General features: G+C 72.7%; 17 protein-coding genes. 10 read left to right on the forward strand and 7 right to left on the reverse strand.

Annotation, left to right across the window (positions count from 1 at the left end; all coding sequences use genetic code 11):
- Nucleotides 1-140 precede the first annotated feature (140 nt).
- Both ACH4SL_RS24560 and ACH4SL_RS24565 read right to left on the reverse strand, forming a co-directional pair.
- Entirely contained in the window at nt 141-392 is a 252-nt protein-coding gene (locus ACH4SL_RS24560) for a DNA-binding response regulator (RefSeq protein ID WP_398449075.1), read from the reverse strand.
- Between the two features lie 253 nt (nt 393-645).
- Entirely contained in the window at nt 646-1,710 is a 1,065-nt protein-coding gene (locus ACH4SL_RS24565) for a PAC2 family protein (RefSeq protein ID WP_398449077.1), read from the reverse strand.
- A 272-nt stretch (nt 1,711-1,982) separates the two neighbouring features.
- Here ACH4SL_RS24565 and ACH4SL_RS24570 point away from each other — a divergent pair, with 272 nt between their 5' ends.
- The 7 genes from ACH4SL_RS24570 (at nt 1,983) to ACH4SL_RS24600 (ending at nt 9,825) form a co-directional block, all read left to right on the forward strand.
- Entirely contained in the window at nt 1,983-3,308 is a 1,326-nt protein-coding gene (locus ACH4SL_RS24570) for an L-fuconate dehydratase (protein WP_398449080.1), read from the forward strand.
- The gene (locus tag ACH4SL_RS24575; RefSeq protein ID WP_398449082.1) at nt 3,305-4,102 is read left to right on the forward strand and encodes an SDR family NAD(P)-dependent oxidoreductase; all 798 of its coding nucleotides are present in this window, start codon (nt 3,305-3,307) and stop codon (nt 4,100-4,102) included. Before ACH4SL_RS24570 ends, ACH4SL_RS24575 begins: the two co-directional genes overlap by 4 nt.
- Nucleotides 4,103-4,267: 165 nt before the next feature.
- Nucleotides 4,268-5,305 (forward strand): sugar ABC transporter substrate-binding protein, encoded by a 1,038-nt coding sequence (locus ACH4SL_RS24580; protein WP_398449084.1) that lies wholly within the window; start codon nt 4,268-4,270, stop codon nt 5,303-5,305.
- 6 nt (nt 5,306-5,311) lie between these two features.
- Entirely contained in the window at nt 5,312-6,883 is a 1,572-nt protein-coding gene (locus ACH4SL_RS24585) for a sugar ABC transporter ATP-binding protein (RefSeq protein WP_398449086.1), read from the forward strand.
- Nucleotides 6,880-7,917, forward strand: coding sequence for an ABC transporter permease (locus ACH4SL_RS24590; RefSeq protein WP_398449088.1), 1,038 nt, complete (start codon nt 6,880-6,882; stop codon nt 7,915-7,917). The genes ACH4SL_RS24585 and ACH4SL_RS24590 overlap by 4 nt, the downstream gene beginning before the upstream one ends.
- 73 nt (nt 7,918-7,990) lie before the next feature.
- The gene (locus ACH4SL_RS24595; protein WP_398449090.1) at nt 7,991-8,968 is read left to right on the forward strand and encodes an aldo/keto reductase; all 978 of its coding nucleotides are present in this window, start codon (nt 7,991-7,993) and stop codon (nt 8,966-8,968) included.
- 2 nt (nt 8,969-8,970) lie between these two features.
- Complete coding sequence (locus tag ACH4SL_RS24600) at nt 8,971-9,825, forward strand: amidohydrolase family protein (protein ID WP_398449092.1); 855 nt, start codon at nt 8,971-8,973, stop codon at nt 9,823-9,825.
- On the opposite strand, the gene ACH4SL_RS24605 is transcribed toward ACH4SL_RS24600, so the two are convergent.
- On the reverse strand, nt 9,822-10,538 hold the full coding sequence (locus ACH4SL_RS24605; RefSeq protein WP_398449094.1) for a type 1 glutamine amidotransferase domain-containing protein: 717 nt from the start codon (nt 10,536-10,538) through the stop codon (nt 9,822-9,824). The two genes, ACH4SL_RS24600 and ACH4SL_RS24605, sit on opposite strands and share 4 nt — an antisense overlap.
- Before the next feature lie 174 nt (nt 10,539-10,712).
- Here ACH4SL_RS24605 and ACH4SL_RS24610 point away from each other — a divergent pair, with 174 nt between their 5' ends.
- Entirely contained in the window at nt 10,713-11,609 is an 897-nt protein-coding gene (locus ACH4SL_RS24610; RefSeq protein WP_398449097.1) for a LysR family transcriptional regulator, read from the forward strand.
- Between the two features lie 15 nt (nt 11,610-11,624).
- On the opposite strand, the gene ACH4SL_RS24615 is transcribed toward ACH4SL_RS24610, so the two are convergent.
- On the reverse strand, nt 11,625-12,296 hold the full coding sequence (locus ACH4SL_RS24615; protein WP_398449099.1) for a FadR/GntR family transcriptional regulator: 672 nt from the start codon (nt 12,294-12,296) through the stop codon (nt 11,625-11,627).
- Between the two features lie 101 nt (nt 12,297-12,397).
- Nucleotides 12,398-13,195 (reverse strand): DUF6597 domain-containing transcriptional factor, encoded by a 798-nt coding sequence (locus ACH4SL_RS24620; protein ID WP_398449101.1) that lies wholly within the window; start codon nt 13,193-13,195, stop codon nt 12,398-12,400.
- 79 nt (nt 13,196-13,274) lie between these two features.
- Here ACH4SL_RS24620 and ACH4SL_RS24625 point away from each other — a divergent pair, with 79 nt between their 5' ends.
- Together ACH4SL_RS24625 and ACH4SL_RS24630 are read left to right on the forward strand one after the other, a co-directional pair.
- On the forward strand, nt 13,275-13,838 hold the full coding sequence (locus ACH4SL_RS24625; RefSeq protein ID WP_398449103.1) for a TIGR03086 family metal-binding protein: 564 nt from the start codon (nt 13,275-13,277) through the stop codon (nt 13,836-13,838).
- A complete protein-coding gene (locus tag ACH4SL_RS24630) occupies nt 13,835-14,593 on the forward strand; it encodes a hypothetical protein (RefSeq protein WP_398449105.1) in 759 nt (252 codons plus the stop codon). The genes ACH4SL_RS24625 and ACH4SL_RS24630 overlap by 4 nt, the downstream gene beginning before the upstream one ends.
- A gap of 16 nt (nt 14,594-14,609) precedes the next feature.
- Here ACH4SL_RS24630 and glpK read toward each other — a convergent pair whose 3' ends face one another.
- Nucleotides 14,610-16,169 (reverse strand): glycerol kinase GlpK, encoded by a 1,560-nt coding sequence (gene glpK, locus ACH4SL_RS24635; protein ID WP_398449107.1) that lies wholly within the window; start codon nt 16,167-16,169, stop codon nt 14,610-14,612.
- Between the two features lie 87 nt (nt 16,170-16,256).
- Nucleotides 16,257-17,012 carry an MIP/aquaporin family protein gene (locus tag ACH4SL_RS24640; protein ID WP_398449109.1) on the reverse strand — a complete coding sequence of 252 codons (756 nt, stop codon included), beginning with the start codon at nt 17,010-17,012 and terminating at the stop codon, nt 16,257-16,259.
- Nucleotides 17,013-17,257 lie beyond the last annotated feature (245 nt).

A 17,257-nucleotide genomic window follows, 5' to 3' on the forward strand; every position in this document is an offset into this window, starting at 1 on the left:
GGGTGGCTCTGTGACGGGGGGCCGGGCACGGCGTGGAGGGGTGGCACCGCGTACCTGCGGTGCCACCCCTCCTTCCCCCCTTGCTCCGGGGTCCCCCCCATCCCCCCCGGCTCGGACGCCCCCCCGCGCCCGGGTCTGTGTTACGTGCAGGTGCTCGCGGTAGCCGTACGGCCGAGGTCGGCCGTATGTCCGGGCAGTTCCCGGGCCGCGAGCAGGTTCAGTTCCGCGACTTTCAATCCCAGTGCGAAACGGCCGGAGACGCCGAGACTGTCCATCATGTGGCAGATCCGCCGCTGGATGGTCCGATGACCGCGCGAGAGTTTTCTCCCGATAGTGGCGTCGGACAGTCCTTCACTCATTAATGCCAGAATTCGGAAATCTACGTCGTCCATACGTTCGTCGATTACCAAGATCCCCCCCCCGGGGAAGGTATGCCAACGGATGGAGCACATGCTAACCGGCGACAGTTCCTCCGCGCAACTAACATTCCGGTAAATGCAGGCGGTCGCACCGGGTACGGGATCCGTCCGTGGGCGGCGGGGGCCGTGGCAACCGGCAACGCCAGCGTGGCAGGTGCCGGACGTGGGCGCTTTGGCATGGCGTGCCCGGCTCTTGACGATCCGTTGCCTGTCGGGGGCCCGCGGGCTACTCCGGGTCCTCGCCGGTGCCGTGGCCGCCGCCGGACCCGTCCCCGTCGTTCCCGCTGCCCCCGTCGTCCTCGTCGCCGCCGTCCGCGGTGTTCTCGGGTCTGCCTTCCGTGTTTCCCCCGCGCCCTTCGGTGTTTCGCGGTTCCTCCGGCCGCTGCTGCCGGCCGAGGTCACGGAATTGTGGGACGCCGTCGCCGCCTTCGCTCGCGTAGTCACCGGGCTGCGGGTCGCGGCGTCTCAAATAACGCTCAAATTCCCGCGCGATGGCCTCGCCCGACGCCTCCGGCAATTCCGCGGTGTCGCGCGCCTCCTCCAATGTCTGCACATATTCGGCGACCTCGCTGTCCTCGGCGGCCAGCTGGTCGACCCCGACCTGCCACGCCCGCGCGTCCTCGGGCAGCTCGCCCTGCGGGATGCGCAGGTCCAGCAGGTCCTCCAGGCGGTTGAGCAGCGCGAGGGTGGCCTTGGGGTTGGGCGGCTGCGAGACGTAGTGCGGCACCGCGGCCCACAGGCTGACGGCGGGCACCCCGGCGTGCGTGCAGGCCTCCTGGAGGATGCCGACGATGCCGGTGGGGCCCTCGTAGCGGGACTCCTCCAGGTCGAGCGCGGTGGCCAGGTCCGGGTCCGAGGTGACACCGGTGACCGGGACGGGGCGGGTGTGCGGGGTGTCGCCGAGCAGCGCGCCCAGCACCACGACCATCTCCACGCCCAGCTCGTGCGCGAAGCCCAGCAGTTCGTTGCAGAACGACCGCCAGCGCATGCTCGGTTCGATCCCGCGGATCAGGACCAGGTCGCGCGGCTTGGGGGACTGGATCCTGGCCACCGAGAGCCGGGTGGTCGGCCAGGTGATCCGCCGGACACCGTCCTCCATCCACACGGTGGGGCGGTTGACCTGGAAGTCGTAGTAGTCCTCGGCGTCCAGCGCGGCGAAGACCTCGCCCTTGAACTCCCGGTCCAGATGGGCCACCGCGGTGGAGGCTGCGTCCCCGGCGTCGTTCCAGCCCTCGAACGCCGCCACCATGACCGGATCGACCAGCTCGGGCACCCCCTCAAGCTCGATCACCCGGCGCCTCCTTCCGGCCGGCGGGGCCGTACGGTCCCGATCCGGCACTGCTCTTACCTGCTCGTCACGTGCGCCACCAGCCTACGTGTCCGGGCCCCCGCGGACGGCGGTCCCGCCACCGCCGGAAGGGCCGGGAACGCCACCGATGCGAGACCTGAAGACATCCGATCTGTTATCAACAACTTCGCCCAGCCCCCTGGACGGGCACCCGGCACCCCCGCTATACATCGGATCATCAAGAAAAGATCCGATGTCTCGCGACGGGAGTGTGCATGAGTCCGACCATTACCGAGGTCGACGTGTACGACATCCGCTTTCCGACCTCGGAGCAGCTCGACGGCTCGGACGCCATGAACCCCGACCCCGACTACTCCGCCGCCTACGTCGTGCTCCGTACCGACGCCCCCGGCGGCCTCGCGGGGTACGGCCTCTGCTTCACCATCGGCCGGGGCAACGACGTCGTCGCCGCCGCGATCGAGGCGCTGCGACCCTACGTGGTCGGCCGCTCGGTGGACAGTGTCACGGGCGACCTCGGCGCCTTCTACCGGCTGCTCACCCACGACTCGCAACTGCGCTGGCTCGGCCCCGAGAAGGGGGTGATGCACATGGCCGCCGGGGCGGTGGTCAACGCCGCCTGGGACCTCGCCGCACGCCAGGCGGGAAAGCCCGTGTGGGCGCTGCTCGCCTCCATGAGCCCCGACCAGCTCGTCGACCTCGTCGACTTCCGCTACCTCAGCGACGCGCTGACCCGCGACGAGGCGCTGGACATCCTGCGCCGCGCCGAACCGGGCCGCGCCGCCCGCGCCGAGACCCTGCGCAAGGAGGGCTACCCGGCGTACACCACCGAGCCCGGCTGGCTCGGCTACTCCGACGAGAAGCTCACCCGGCTCGCCAAGGAGGCGGTCGCCGCCGGGTTCGGCCAGATCAAGCTGAAGGTCGGCGCCGACCTGGAGGACGACCTGCGGCGGATGCGGCTGGCCCGCGCCGCCGTCGGCCCGGACATCCGGATCGCGGTCGACGCCAACCAGCGCTGGGACGTCGCCGAGGCCCTGGAGTGGATGGCGGCGCTGGCGCCGTACGACCCCTACTGGATCGAGGAGCCCACCAGCCCCGACGACATCCTCGCGCACGCGGCGGTCCGCGCCGGGCAGCCCGTCCGGGTCGCCACCGGCGAGCACGTCGCCAACCGCGTGGTCTTCAAACAGCTGCTCCAGGCCGGCGCGGTGGACTTCGTCCAGATCGACGCCGCCCGCGTGGCCGGCGTCAACGAGAACCTCGCGATCCTGCTGCTGGCCGCCAAGTTCGGCGTCCCGGTCTGCCCGCACGCCGGCGGGGTGGGCCTGTGCGAACTGGTCCAGCACCTCGCGATGTTCGACTACGTCGCGGTCTCCGGCAGCCTCGAAGGCCGCGTCATCGAGTACGTACCGCACCTGCACGAGCACTTCTCGGACCCCGCCGTCGTCGAGAACGGCCGCTACGTCGCCCCTTCGGCGCCGGGCTTCTCGGCCCGTATGGTTCCGGAAACGCTCACGGACTACCGCTATCCCGAGGGGCCCGTGTGGCAGGAGCGCGCCCAGCGACAGGAGCTCACCCGATGACCGACGGCACCACCACCCCCGCGCCCCTCCAGGACTTCGCCGGCCTGACCGCCCTGGTCACCGGCGGCGCCTCCGGCATCGGCGCGGCCACCGCCGCCCTGCTCACCGCCCGCGGCGCCCGCGTGGCCGTGCTGGACCGCGACCCGTCCGGCGCCCCCGAGGGCTGCCTGCCGGTCGCGGCCGACGTCACCGACGACGCCGCCGTGCGCGCCGCCGTCGAGGAGGCGGTACGCGAGCTGGGCAGCCTGCACGTCCTGGTGAGCAACGCCGGGATCGGCGCCATCGGCACCGTCGAGGACAACGCGGACGACGAGTGGTCGCGGGTGCTGGACGTCAACGTCCTCGGCATGGTCCGCACCGCCCGCGCCGCGCTCCCGCACCTGCGCCGGGCCGCCGCCGACCGCCCCGGCACCGCGTCGGTCACCCACACCTGCTCCATCGCCGCCACCGCGGGGCTGCCGCAGCGCGCCCTGTACAGCGCGAGCAAGGGCGCGGTCCTCTCGCTGACCCTGGCGATGGCCGCGGACCACGTACGCGAAGGCGTACGCGTCAACTGTGTCAATCCCGGGACCGCCGACACCCCGTGGATCGGCCGGCTGCTCGACCAGGCCGGAGACCCCGCCGCCGAGCGCGCCGCCCTCAACGCCCGGCAGCCGATGGGCCGGCTGGTGACCGCCGACGAGGTCGCCGCCGCCATCGCCTACCTGGCGAGCCCCGCGGCCGCCGGTGTCACCGGCACCGCGCTCGCCGTGGACGGCGGCATGCAGGGCCTGCGGGTGCGCCCCGCCAACTGACCGGCGCGCACCACCGCCGGCCGGTGCACCCCGGCCGGCACCGCACCACCGAGCACCACCCGCACCACCGAGCACCACCACCGGCACCACCGCACCACCCACCGGCACCACCGCTTCACCCGCACCACCCCGAGCCGACACACTCCCGAAGGGCAGAACTCGACGATGAGACTGCGCAAGACGACCGTTGCCGCCCTCACGGCGCTTCTCGCGGTCACCGCGCTCGCCGGCTGCAACAGAGGCAGCGACGACAAGGCCGGCAGCTCCGGCAAGGTGGGCATCGACCTGCCGCGCTCCGACAGCGACTTCTGGAACTCCTACAACAGCTACATAGAGAAGGACCTCAAGAGCGACGGCGTCTCCGCGCTGCCCCGCACCAACTCGCAGAACGACATCGGCAAGCTGGTCTCCAACGTCCAGACCTTCACCGACCAGGGCGCCAAGGCCATCGTGATGGCCCCGCAGGACACCGGCGCCGTCGCCTCCACGCTGGACAAGCTGGCCGGCAAGAAGATCCCGGTGATCAGCGTCGACACCCGCCCCGACAAGGGCAAGGTCTACATGGTCGTGCGCGCCGACAACAAGGCGTACGGCTCCAACGCGTGCGACTACCTGGGCAAGCAGCTCGGCGGCAAGGGCAAGGTCGTCGAGTTCGAGGGCGCGCTCGACTCCATCAACGGCCGCGACCGCTCCGAGGCGTTCGCGTCCTGCATGAAGAGCAAGTTCCCCGGCATCAAGGTCATCGAGCTGGCCACCGACTGGAAGGGCGACGTCGCCTCGGCCAAGCTGCAGACCACGCTGGCCTCCGACCCGGACATCAACGGCATCTACATGCAGGCCGGCGGCGTCTTCCTGCAGCCGACGCTCGCCCTGCTGGAGCAGAAGCACCTGCTCAAGCCGCCGGGCACGCCGGGCCACATCACGATCATCTCCAACGACGGCATCCCGGACGAGTTCAAGGCCATCAAGGAGGGGAAGATCGACGCCACGATCTCCCAGCCGGCCGACCTCTACGCCAAGTACGCGCTGTACTACGCCAAGGCCGCGCTCGCCGGACAGACCTTCAAGCCCGGCCCGACCGACCACGGCTCCACCATCGTCTCGATCCCCAACGGACTGGAGGACCAGCTGCCCGCGCCGCTGGTGACCAAGGACAACGTGGACGACCCGAACCTGTGGGCCAACCAGCTCGGGAAGAGCTGAACGCGGATGAGCAACGCATCGACGCCCTCCACCCCGTCCGCGGTACACGCCGAGGGCATCGTCAAGCGCTTCGGCCCGACCGTGGCGCTGGACCGGGTGGGCATCACCGTGGCGGTCGGCGACTCGCACGCGCTGGTCGGCCGCAACGGTGCGGGCAAGTCCACGCTGGTGTCGGTGCTGACCGGGCTGCACGCCCCCGACGCGGGCCGGGTCGCCTTCCTCGGCGAACCCGCGCCCGCCCCCGGGGACACCGCCGCCTGGCAGTCGAAGGTCGCCTGCGTCTACCAGAAGTCCATGGTCGTCCCCGAACTGACCGTCGCGGAGAACCTGTTCCTCAACCGGTTCGGACGCGGCCGGATCCGCTGGCCGAAGCTGCGCGCCGACGCCGCCGCGCTGCTCGCCGAATACGGTGTGGACGTCGACCCCGCCACCCGGGCCGCCGACCTCACCGTCGAGCAGGGGCAGTTCGTGGAGATCGCGCGCGCCCTCTCCTTCGGCGCCCGCTTCATCATCCTCGACGAGCCCACCGCGCAGCTGGACGCCTCCGGCATCGACCGGCTGTTCACCAAGCTGCGCGAACTCCAGCAGCAGGGCGTCGCCTTCCTCTTCATCTCGCACCACCTGCAAGAGGTCTACGACCTGTGCAGCACCGTCTCGGTCTACCGCGACGCCCGCCACATCCTCACCGCGCCCGTCGCGGAGCTGGGGAAGGCGGACCTCGTGGCGGCCATGACGGGCGAGGCGGCGCAGGGCGCGACGAGCTGGCACGCCGGGTCCGGCCTCGTCAAGGAGGCCGCCGGCCCCGCAGGCGGGGCCGCGGCCGGCGAACCCGTGCTGCGGGCCGAGCAGCTGGCGCTGGACGGCGTCTTCGAGCCGATCGACTTCGCGGTGCGGGCCGGCGAGGTCCTGGGCCTGGCCGGTGCCACCGCGAGCGGCAACACCGCGCTCGGCGAGACCCTCGTCGGCCTGCGCAAGGCCACCGGCGGCAGCACCGCCGTGTCCGGCACGGTGGTGCGGCCCGGCAGCGTGCCGCACGCGCTGAACGCCGGCATCGGCTACGTCCCCGAGGACCGGCACCGCCAGGGCCTGGTCCTCGGGCGCAGCGTCGCCGAGAACGCCACCCTCACGGTGACCGACCAGCTCGGCCCGTACGGCACCGTACTGCCGTCGCGGACCCGGAACTTCGCCCAGCGGATGATCGACTCGCTGGACATCAAGACCTCCGGGCCCACGCAGCCGGTGTCCGACCTGTCGGGCGGCAACCAGCAGAAGGTCGTCATCGCGCGGGCGCTGGCCCGCGACCCGCGGGTGCTGGTGGCGATCCGGCCCACCGCGGGTGTCGACATCAAGTCGAAGGACTCGCTGCTCGGCGTGGTCCGCGGTGTCGCCGACCGCGGCGACGCGGCCGTCATCGTCTCCGACGAACTCGACGACCTGCGGGTCTGCGACCGGGTGATCGCGCTCTTCCACGGACGGGTGATCGCGGAGTTCGGCAGCGGATGGAGCGACCGGGACCTCGTCTCGGCGATGGAAGGGCTGCCCGCGGGTGCGGGCGGCGACAAGGGAGCCGAGGAATGAGCGAGACCACCCAGTTGACCGCCGACGCGGCGGTGTCCGGCACGACCCGCGCCGCGGCGCCGCGCTTCCAGCTCGCCCGCTACCGGGACCTGTCGCTGATACCCGTCATCTTCGTGCTGGGCGTCATCGGCTTCATCGTCTCGCCGGTCTTCCTGACGTCCGACAACCTGATCGGCGTGCTCCAGCAGAGCAGCGAACTGAGCCTGCTGGTGCTCGCCGAGGCGATGATCCTGATCTGCGGCCGGATGGACCTGTCGCTGGAGTCCACCATCGGCGTGGCGCCGGTCATCGCCATGTGGCTGGTGATGCCCAGCAGCGGCCCGGCGACCTTCCACGGCATCGGGCTCTTCCCGACCTGGTCCTCGATCCCGGTCTGCCTGGTCGTCGGCCTGCTGATCGGCGCGGTCAACGGCTTCCTGATCCTGAAGCTGCGCGTCAACGGCTTCATCGCCACCCTCGGCATGCTCACCATGCTGCGCGGCCTCCAGGACGGTGTCGCACAGGGCAAGTCCATCGTCGCCGTGCCCGCGTCCTTCTCCTACCTCGGCAAGGCCGAGTGGGCGGGGGCGCCCGCGGCGGTGTGGATCTGCCTGCTGCTGTTCGTCATCGGCGGCCTCGGGCTCGGCTACCTGCGGCACGGCCGCGCGCTCTACGCGATCGGCGGCAACACCGAGGCGGCCCGCGCGGCCGGCATCCGCGTCGACCGCATCACCTGGATCGTGCTGGCGCTCGGCGGCCTCATCGCCGCCTTCGCCGGTGTGCTCTACACCGGCCACTACGGGGCCATCTCCGCCACCCAGGGCGACGGCTGGATCTTCCAGGTCTTCGCCGCCACCGTCATCGGCGGGGTCAGCCTCAACGGCGGCCGCGGCACCCTCTTCGGCGCCCTCACCGGCGTCGTCAGCCTGCAACTGGTCGTGAACGTCACCACCCTCGGCGGTGTGCCGCCGCTGTGGGACAAGTTCCTCTACGGTGCCATCATCATCGTCGCCCTGATCATCTCCCGCTTCGCCAGCGGCGAGAAGCAGGACTGACACCACCGTCCCGTCCCCCGTCCCCTCTCCCTCCCGGCGCACAGCCGGCCGGGCCCGCAGAAAGACACCACGTATGCCCCTCCCGGCACTGCCCCGGCTCGGCCTCGGCTGCGCGCCGCTGGCCAACCTCTACCGCGCCGTCACCGACGAGGAGGCGGCGGCCACCGTGGCCGCCGCCTTCGACGCGGGCCGGCCCGTCACCTACCTCGACACCGCCCCGCACTACGGCCTCGGCCGCTCCGAGGAGCGGCTGGGCCGGGCGCTCGCCGGCCGGGACCGCGCCTCGTACGTGCTGTCCACCAAGGTCGGGCGCAGGCTGCGCGACCTCGCGCCGGGCGAGGAGCCCGACGGCCAGGGCTTCACCGACGTCCCGGCCCGCGCCAGGGTCTGGGACTTCACCGCCGACGGCATCCGCGCCACGCTGGAGGGCTCGCTGGAGCGGCTCGGCGTGGACGCCGTCGACATCGTCTACCTGCACGACGTCGAGGACCACCTCCCGGAGGTCTACGACAGCGGCTTCCCCGCCCTCGCCGAACTCCGCGACCAGGGCGTGGTCAAGGCCATCGGCTTCGGCATGAACCTCAGCGGTGTGCTCGCCCGCCTCGTCGCCGACCTCGACGTCGACGTGGTGCTGTGCGCGGGCCGCTGGACACTGCTGGAGCGCACCGCCTACGACGACCTGCTCCCGGTGTGCGAACGCCGCGGCACCAAGGTCGTCGTCGGCGGCGTCTACAACTCCGGGCTGCTCGCCGATCCCCGGCCCGGAGCGCCCTACAACTACGCGGCCGCGCCGCAGCCGCTCGTCGACCGGGCGCTCGCCATGGCCCGGGTCTGCGGCGACTTCGGCGTCCCGCTGCGGGCCGCCGCGCTGCGCTACCCCTTCGCGCACCCGAGCGTCGTCTCCGCGCTCGTCGGCGCCGCGAACGCGGACGAGGTCCGCGACAACGAAGCCATGTTCGGCCACGACATCCCCGACGCGATGTGGCACGCCCTCGTCGGCGAGGGGCTGCTCGACGCGGACGTGCCGCTGCCGCTCGGCGCGGGGGAGTGACGATGCCGGAAGCCGTACGCGGGACGCGCCGGATCGACGCCCACCACCACCTGTGGGACCTCGACCGGCGCCCGCAGCCCTGGCTGACCGGGCCCGCACTCGACCCCATCGCCCGCACCTTCGCCTTCCCCGAGCTGGAGCCGCTGCTCGACGCGCACGGGCTGGACGCCACGGTGGTCGTCCAGTCCAGCTCCTCGCTCGACGAGACCCGCGAACTGCTGGACGCCGCCGCGGGCTCCGGCGGGCGCATCGCCGGGGTCGTCGGCTGGGCCGACCTCACCGACCCGGCGCTGGCGGACGTCCTGGCCTCGCTGGCCGGTCCGCTGGTCGGCGTACGGCACCAGGTCCAGGACGAGGCCGACCCGTGGTGGCTCGCCCGCGCGGGCGTCCGCCGGGGCCTCGCGACCGTCGCCGCGGCCGGTCTCGCGTACGACCTGCTCGTCACCCCGCGGGAGCTGCCCGCGGCCCTCGACACGGTGGCCGCGCTGCCCGAGCTCCGCTTCGTCCTCGACCACGCGGCGAAGCCGGCCGTCGCCGGCGGTGGGTGGGAGCCGTGGGCCACGCAGGTGGCCGAGCTGGCCGCGCTGCCGAACGTGGTGTGCAAGCTCTCGGGGCTCGTGACCGAGGCGGACTGGTCCGGCTGGGAGCCGGCCGACCTGCTGCCGTACGCACGGCACGTGCTGGCCGTCTTCGGCCCGGACCGCGTCATGTTCGGCTCCGACTGGCCCGTCTGCACGCTCGCCGCGTCCTACGGCGACGTGCTGGCGCTGGCCGCCGAGGCGACCGCCGGGCTCACCCCCGCCGAGTCCGCGGCCGTCTTCGGCGGCACCGCCACGAGCGTGTACGCCCTGCGCTAGGACGCGGTGGCTCCGGTGGCCCCGGCGGCCGCTCGGGCGGCGAGCACCCTGACCAGGGCCTCGCCGACGCCGACGGCTGAGGCCGGGTTCTGCCCGGTGACCAGGCGGCCGTCCACCACGACATGGGCGGTGAAGTCGGGCGCGGCGCTGTGCTCGGCCCCGCGCAGCTCCAGCGCGCTCTGGAGCGGGAAGGGCACCACGCCGGTCAGGTTCACGGCCGCCTCCTCGCTGTTGGTGAAGGAGGCGACCTGCTTGCCGTCCACCAGGTAGCCGCCGTCCGACAGCGTGAGGTCGACCAGCCCGGCCGGGCCGTGGCAGACGGCCGCGACGGCGCCGCCGGCCTCGTAGATGTCGCGGGCGAGCACGGCCAGGTCCCTGTCGCCGCGGAAGTCCCACATGGTGCCGTGGCCGCCGGCGTAGAGGACGGCGTCGTAGTCGGCCGCCTCGACCTGGGCGGGGCGGCGGGTGTCCGCCAGCTGCGCGGCGATCCGCGGGTCGTCGAGGAACTGCCGCTGCACGGGGTCGGAGGCGTCGGCGCCGTCCATCGGCGGCCGCCCGCCGCGAACGGACACCAGGTCCACCTCGTAGCCGGCCTCGGTGAACGTCTTCCAGGGGTGCGCGGCCTCCGGCAGGTAGAAGCCGGTGCCGCGGCCGGTGTCCCCCAGCCGGTCGTGGCTGGTCAGTGCGATGAGGATCTTCCCGGTGCGGGTCATGCCGCTCTCCTTCGGTCTCGTCCGGTGGGCCGGGGCCCGGTGCCCCGGCGGGGTGCCGTGCCGTGTTCCGAGAGCGACAGTAGGCAGCCGAGCCATCAGTGACCAATGGGAGAATGCGCGGTGAGGTATCGGAAATCCGATCGCTCGGGCGATGGGAGGACGGAGGAGACGCGTGTGGACCTGTCGCTGCTGAGGACCTTCCTGGCCGTCCACCGGGCCGGGTCGCTGACCGCGGCCGCCCGGCAGCTGGGGCTGTCGCAGCCCACCGTCACCGCGCAGGTGCGGGCCCTGGAGGAGGACATGGGCAGCCTGCTCTTCCAGCGGCTGCCGCGCGGGGTGGCACCCACCACGGTGGCCGACGAGCTGGCCGCCGAGGTCGCCGCGCACATCGACGCGCTCGCGGCCGTCGCCGAACGCGGTCTGACCGCCCGCCGCCCCTTCGACCGGCCGCTGCACCTGGCGGGACCCGCGGAGCTGACCACCACCCGGGTGCTGCCCGCGCTCGCCCCGTTGACCCGCGAGGGCCTGAAACTGCGGGTGTCACTCGGACTGAGCGACGAACTGCTCGCCGGGCTCGCCGAGGCGCGGTTCGACCTGGTCGTTTCCACCGTGCGGCCCCGCGGCCGGGCGATCGCCGCCGCACCCCTGACGGACGAGGAGTTCGTCCTGGTGGCCGGGCCGGAATGGGCCGGCCGCGTCGACCGCGAGCGGCTGGCCCGGGAGGGCGCCGGCGCGCTCCGCGGCGTACCGCTGGTCTCCTACGCCGAGGACCTGCCCGTCCTGCGCCGCTACTGGCGCACCGTGTTCGGCACCCGCCCCACCGGAGCCGCCGCCGTGGTCGTCCCCGACCTGCGCGGTGTCCTGACCGCCACCGCCGCGGGCGCCGGGATCACCGTGCTGCCCCGCTACCTGTGCGCCGCCGAACTCGCCTCCGGCGCGCTCGTCGCGCTGCTCGAACCGGAGGTCCCGCCGATCAACACCCTCTACCTGGCCGCGCGGGTGGGCACCGAGCACGCCCAGCCGCTCGCGGCGGTCCGCAGCCATCTGCTCATGCAGGCCAGGGTGTGGTGAAGGGCCGGGGGGCGGTCAGAGCGTGGAGCGCAGCCATTGTTCGACGGAGGCGATGTGAACCGTCGCCCAGCTGCGGGCGGCCTCCGCGTCGCGGTCGCGGAGGGCGCCGAGGATGGCCTGGTGCTCCAGGAGCGTACGCGACACCGCGTCCTCCTGGGTGAGGCCGCGCCAGACGCGGGCGCGGGTCGTCGGGCCGGACAGGCCGTCCAGCAGGGAGCACAGGACGGAGTTGCCGGACGCGGCGACGATGCCGCGGTGGAATTCGAGGTCGGAGGCGACCAGCTCCTCCACGGAGGGCTGCGCGCCCAGCGCGTCGAGCTTGCCCTGGAGGGCGTCCAGCTCGTCCTCGGGGATGCTGATCGCCGCCATCGCGGTGGCCGCGGGCTCCAGGATGCGGCGCACCGCCAGGAATTCGAGCACCGTGTCGTCGCGGTGGAAGTCCACCACGAAGCTCAGCGCCTCCAGCAGCAGCTGCGGGTCGAGGCTCGTGACGTACGTGCCGTCGCCCTGCCGGACGTCGAGGATGCGGATGAGGGACAGCGCCCGTACGGCCTCGCGCAGCGAATTGCGGGAAAGGCCCAGCTCGGCGGCGAGTTCGCTCTCCTTGGGCAGCCGGTCGCCGGGCCGCAGCGCTCCGGAGACGATCATCTCCTTGATCTTCTCGATCGCCTCGTCGGTGACCGCCATCCCGCGCCCTCCCCTTGCTTCAGGCCCGCAGCGCCGCCAGACCTCCGATGTATATCCTCATTATGTGCCCGGAGGGCCCGAACACCTAACGAAACCGGGATTCACGCCCCCGCGTACCTGCCCGGCGGCGCCCCCACCGCGGCGGTGAAGTCCCGTGTGAGGTGGGCCTGGTCGGCGTAGCCGAGGTCCGCGGCGAGCGCGGCCCAGTCGATGCCGGTGCCCGAGTCGGCGCGGGCGGCGGCCTCGTGCAGCCGGGCCCGGCGCAGCACCCACTTGGGCGAGACCCCGACGTAGTCGGCGAAGAGCCGCTGGAGCCGCCGTACGGGCATGTCCAGCTCACGGGCCAGCGCGTCCACCCGGAAGAGCTGCGGGCTCGCGGTGATCCGCTCGACGAGCGCGGCGACCTCGGCGACACGCGGGTCGGGCGGGCCCGCGGGGAGCCGTTCGAGCAGGAAGCGGTCGGCGAGCGCGGCCATCTCCGGCAGGTCGTCCAGCGCGAGGATCCGCCGCCCGGTCGCCTCGGCCCCGGCCCCGAAGAAGGAGGCGGCGGGCACCGCGCGGTCGGCGAGCGCGGCCACCGGCCCGGCGCTGAAGGCACGGAAGGCCCCGGGCCGGAATTTGACCCCGAGGGCCTGCCCCCGGCCGGCCAGCCGCCGTACGTACACCTCCCGCGGCACCCCGTAGAGGAGCGGCCCGTCGGGCTCGAAGACCAGGTGCACGTTGGGGTGCGCGAGCACCTTCTGGTCGTACGGGTCGCGGCCGCGCAGATCCCAGCGGGGATTCCAGTAGAAGTCCACGAGCGCGGCCAGCTCCGGGGCGGGCGGGTGCGTCCGCACCTGGAGGAATTCCGCGGCCGTCTCCGGCCGCAGCACCCCGCGGTGGAAGCCGTGCCTGCTCATGGGCCCCAGCCTAGGCGGTGCCGCGTGGGTGTCGCGTTTTTTCAAGACCGGCCGCGGCGGGCCTCGTAGCGTCGCCGGCATGACCTACTCAGCAGACATCGCCGAAGCCGCACGCGAGACGGCCCGCGTCACCGCGGCCGTCACCCCCGACCAGCTCGCCGGGCCCACGCCCTGCGCCGACTACGACACCCGCACCCTGGTCAACCACCTCGTGGCGTACACGGGTATCGGTATGGAACTGCGGGCCCGGCGCGAGCCGCACCCCGAGGGCCTGGACACCCGCGACTTCACCGCCGAGCCGGGCTGGCAGGCCGCCTACACGGCGCAGCTGGACCGCTCGGTCGCCGCGTGGTCCGAGCCGGCCGCCTGGGAGGGCGAGGTGAACGGCATGCCCGCCGAGGGCATGGCGGGCATGCTCTTCCTCGAACTGTGCCTGCACGGCTGGGACCTGGCCCGCGCCACCGGCCAGGACTACGCGGTCGCCGACGCCACCGCCGAGCGGCTGCTCGACAAGGTGCGCGAGTACGCGCAGATGTACCGCGACTACAAGGGCTTCGTCGAGGCGGCCGAGGTCCCCGAGGGCGCGGGCGCCCTGGAAACCGCTGTCGCCCTGTCGGGACGCGACCCATACTGGGCCGGGTGATCCAGGACGACCTCATATCCCGGGTGCGGGAGATCTGCCGCGCCGACGACACGGTCCGCGCCTCGCTGATGTACGGGTCCTTCGCCGCGGGGGAGGGGGACGAGCACAGCGACGTCGAGTTCTGGCTCTTCCTCGACCCCGCCGCGCGGGCCGCCCTCGACCCGGCCGCGTGGTGCGCGCGGGTCGCACCGGTGAATCTGGTGCTGCTCAACGAGTTCGGCACCCATGTGGCGCTCTTCGAGGGCCCGGTGCGCGGGGAGTTCCACTTCGCGACGACCGACGACATCGCCTCGGTCGGCGACTGGCCGGCCCGCGGCGCCGCGGTCGGGGCCATGGTGGTGACCGACCGGGACGGCGCCCTCGCACCCGTGCTGGCCGCCGTGCCCGAGCGCCCGCGCCTCCCCGACGGCCCCGCGGAGATCGCCGACCTGTGCGGGCGCTTCGCGAACTGGCTGGTCCTCGCCGCGCACGTGACCGCGCGCGGCGAGCGGCTGCGCGCGCAGGACGCGCACGCGCACGCCGCCCGGCACCTGCTGTGGATGGCCCGGCTCGCCGAGGGCAGCACCGCGCACTGGCTGACCCCGTCGCGCGCCGCGGAGGACGAGCTGCCCGCCCGTACGGTCGCGGCCGTCGCCGCCGGGACGCCCGCGGCCCTGTGGCGCGAGGGCCGCGGGCACTGGCGCACCCTGCTGGGGCGCACCGGCGGCGAGGTGCCCGCGGCGCTCTTCGCGGAGCTGGACGCGCTTCTCGCCTGAGCCGGCGCCCCGGTCCTCAGCCGCGGGGCTCGTCGTCCTCCTCCAGCCAGCCCATGGTCGCCTTGACGGCCTTGAGCCACTGCTTGTACTCCTTGTCGCGCTGCGTGGGGTCCATCCGCGGGGTCCACTCCGCGGCCCGCCGCCAGTTCTCCCGCAGCGCGTCGGTGTCCGGCCAGAAGCCGATGGCCAGGCCCGCCGCGTAGGCCGCGCCCAGACAGGTGGTCTCGGCGACCATCGGGCGCACCACGGGCACGTCGAGGAAGTCCGACAGCGTCTGCATCAGCAGGTTGTTGGCGGTCATGCCGCCGTCGACCTTGAGGGTGCTGACCTCGGTGCCGGAGTCCTTGAGCATCGCGTCGGCGATCTCCCGGGTCTGCCACGCGGTCGCCTCCAGTACCGCCCTGGCCAGGTGCGCCTTGGTGACGTACCGGGTGAGCCCGGCGATCACGCCGCGCGCGTCGGAGCGCCAGTAGGGGGCGAAGAGGCCGGAGAAGGCGGGTACGAAGTACGCGCCGCCGTTGTCGTCGACCGTCGCGGCGAGCGTCTCGATCTCGGCGGCGGTGCCGATGAGCCCCATCTGGTCGCGCATCCACTGCACGAGCGAGCCGGTCACCGCGATGGAGCCCTCCAGCGCGTAGACGGGCTTGGCGTCGCCGATCCGGTAGCCGACCGTGGTGATGAGCCCGGCGTAGGAGTTGACCGGGGTCTCTCCGGTGTTCATCAGCATGAAGGTGCCGGTGCCGTACGTGGACTTCGCCTCGCCCACGGCGAAGCACGTCTGGCCGAACAGCGCGGCCTGCTGGTCGCCGAGCGCGGAGGCGACGGGTACCGCGCTCAGGCCGCCGACGTCGGTGCTGCCGTAGACCTCGGAGGACGAGCGGATCTCCGGCAGCACCGCGGTCGGCACCCCGATCGAGGCGCAGATCTTCTCGTCCCACTGGAGCGTCTTGAGGTCCATCAGCAGGGTGCGCGAGGCGTTGGTGACGTCCGTGACGTGCTTGCCGCCGTCGACGCCGCCGGTGAGGTTCCAGATCACCCAGGAGTCCATGGTGCCGAAGAGGATGTCCCCGGCCTCGGCGCGCTCGCGCAGGCCGTCGACGTGGTCGAGCAGCCAGCGCACCTTGGGCCCGGCGAAGTACGCCGCGAGCGGCAGGCCGGTCTGCCGCCGGAAGCGGTCCTGGCCGACGTTGCGGCCCAGCTCGCGGCACAGCGCGTCGGTGCGGGTGTCCTGCCAGACGATCGCGTTGTGCACGGGCTGGCCGGTGTTCTTGTCCCACAGCAGGGTCGTCTCGCGCTGGTTGGTGATGCCGATGGCCTTGACGTCCGAAGGGGTGAATCCCGGGACGTCCTCCCCGGCCTTGCGCAGCGCCCCGGCGACGACCTCCTGCACGTTGGTCCAGATCTCGGCCGCGTCGTGCTCGACCCAGCCGGGTTTGGGCAGGATCTGCTCGTGCTCCTTCTGGTCGACGGCGACGATCCGCCCGTCGCGGTCGAAGACGATGCAGCGGCTGGACGTCGTGCCCTGGTCGATGGCGGCGATGTACGGTCCCGTACCGCCGGCGGGCGTGTCGGTCATGGTGTCCTCCTCGTCGAGGGCGAAGCTCGGGGCTCGTGCTCGGGGCTCGCGGGGCGTGTACCCGGTGATCCGCCTACCGCCTACCGTCTATGTGAACGCGAGCCGGTACAACCCGCCCGCGACGGCGGCCCCGGCCAGCGGTCCGGCCACCGGGATCCAGGCGTAGCCCCAGTCCGAGCCGCCCTTGCCGGGCAGCGGCAGCAGGGCGTGCACGATCCGCGGCCCCAGGTCGCGCGCCGGGTTGATCGCGTAGCCGGTCGGCCCGCCCAGCGACAGGCCGATGCCCACCACGATCAGGGCCGTGAGCAGGATGCCCATTCCATTCTCCGCCAGACCGTCGGTCATGCCCTGCGTGAGGATGAAGAGCACCAGCACGAAGGTCGCGACGGTCTCGGTCAGCAGGTTCTGCACCGGGTTGCGGATCTCCGGCCCGGTGGAGAAGACGCCCAGCACCGGCCCCGCGGGCCGGGCGTCCCGGCCCTCGGCGGCCTCCAGCCCCGACATGTGCGCGGAGAACTGCCCGAGGTAGGCCACCCACACGAGAAAGGCGCCGATCACGGCGCCCACGAGCTGTCCCACGAGGTAGTACGGCACTTTCGACCACTGCCCGGTCTTGATGGCTATGCCGAGCGTGACCGCGGGGTTCAGATGCCCGCCGGAGTACCCGTTGGCGATGTACGCGCCGCCCAGCACACCGAAGCCCCAGCCGAAGGTGATCGCCAGCCAGCCCGCGTCCCTGGCCTTGGACCGTTTGAGTGTCACGGCGGCGCAGACCCCGCATCCGAGCAGGATCAGCACCGCGGTTCCGAAGATCTCGCCGGTGACGATATGACCGTTGGACACAGCGACCCCCTTGTCGCGTACGCGTTCGATATCTGGACACCTGGTCGATCGCAGGACGGAAGTCTCCCCATTGATCTGTACGGGTCAAACATTCGCCCTGGTCGCAGACCCGGACGGGGGGTGCGCCGGGGCGCGGCGGGCGCGCACCACCCGTCCGCCCCTCGGAATGCCGCGCCGGTCCGGCGGCCCGGAAGGCTACGCTGGCGGGGTGCGTGGTCCGTCCCCCGGGGGACGGACCGGCGCAT

The organism is Streptomyces sp. NPDC021020 (assembly GCF_044333285.1).
Classification (GTDB): domain Bacteria; phylum Actinomycetota; class Actinomycetes; order Streptomycetales; family Streptomycetaceae; genus Actinacidiphila.

Excerpts from the sequence above, each read along its gene's own strand:
- ACH4SL_RS24560 (WP_398449075.1), bottom strand. The coding sequence starts at position 392 with ATGGACGACGTAGATTTCCGAATTCTGGCATTAATGAGTGAAGGACTG.
- ACH4SL_RS24585 (WP_398449086.1), top strand. The coding sequence starts at position 5,312 with ATGAGCAACGCATCGACGCCCTCCACCCCGTCCGCGGTACACGCCGAG.
- ACH4SL_RS24615 (WP_398449099.1), bottom strand. The coding sequence starts at position 12,296 with ATGGCGGTCACCGACGAGGCGATCGAGAAGATCAAGGAGATGATCGTC.
- glpK (WP_398449107.1), bottom strand. The coding sequence starts at position 16,169 with ATGACCGACACGCCCGCCGGCGGTACGGGACCGTACATCGCCGCCATC.
- ACH4SL_RS24575 (WP_398449082.1), top strand. The coding sequence starts at position 3,305 with ATGACCGACGGCACCACCACCCCCGCGCCCCTCCAGGACTTCGCCGGC.
- ACH4SL_RS24580 (WP_398449084.1), top strand. The coding sequence starts at position 4,268 with ATGAGACTGCGCAAGACGACCGTTGCCGCCCTCACGGCGCTTCTCGCG.
- ACH4SL_RS24625 (WP_398449103.1), top strand. The coding sequence starts at position 13,275 with ATGACCTACTCAGCAGACATCGCCGAAGCCGCACGCGAGACGGCCCGC.
- ACH4SL_RS24620 (WP_398449101.1), bottom strand. The coding sequence starts at position 13,195 with ATGAGCAGGCACGGCTTCCACCGCGGGGTGCTGCGGCCGGAGACGGCC.
- ACH4SL_RS24605 (WP_398449094.1), bottom strand. The coding sequence starts at position 10,538 with ATGACCCGCACCGGGAAGATCCTCATCGCACTGACCAGCCACGACCGG.
- ACH4SL_RS24595 (WP_398449090.1), top strand. The coding sequence starts at position 7,991 with ATGCCCCTCCCGGCACTGCCCCGGCTCGGCCTCGGCTGCGCGCCGCTG.
- ACH4SL_RS24600 (WP_398449092.1), top strand. The coding sequence starts at position 8,971 with ATGCCGGAAGCCGTACGCGGGACGCGCCGGATCGACGCCCACCACCAC.
- ACH4SL_RS24590 (WP_398449088.1), top strand. The coding sequence starts at position 6,880 with ATGAGCGAGACCACCCAGTTGACCGCCGACGCGGCGGTGTCCGGCACG.
- ACH4SL_RS24570 (WP_398449080.1), top strand. The coding sequence starts at position 1,983 with ATGAGTCCGACCATTACCGAGGTCGACGTGTACGACATCCGCTTTCCG.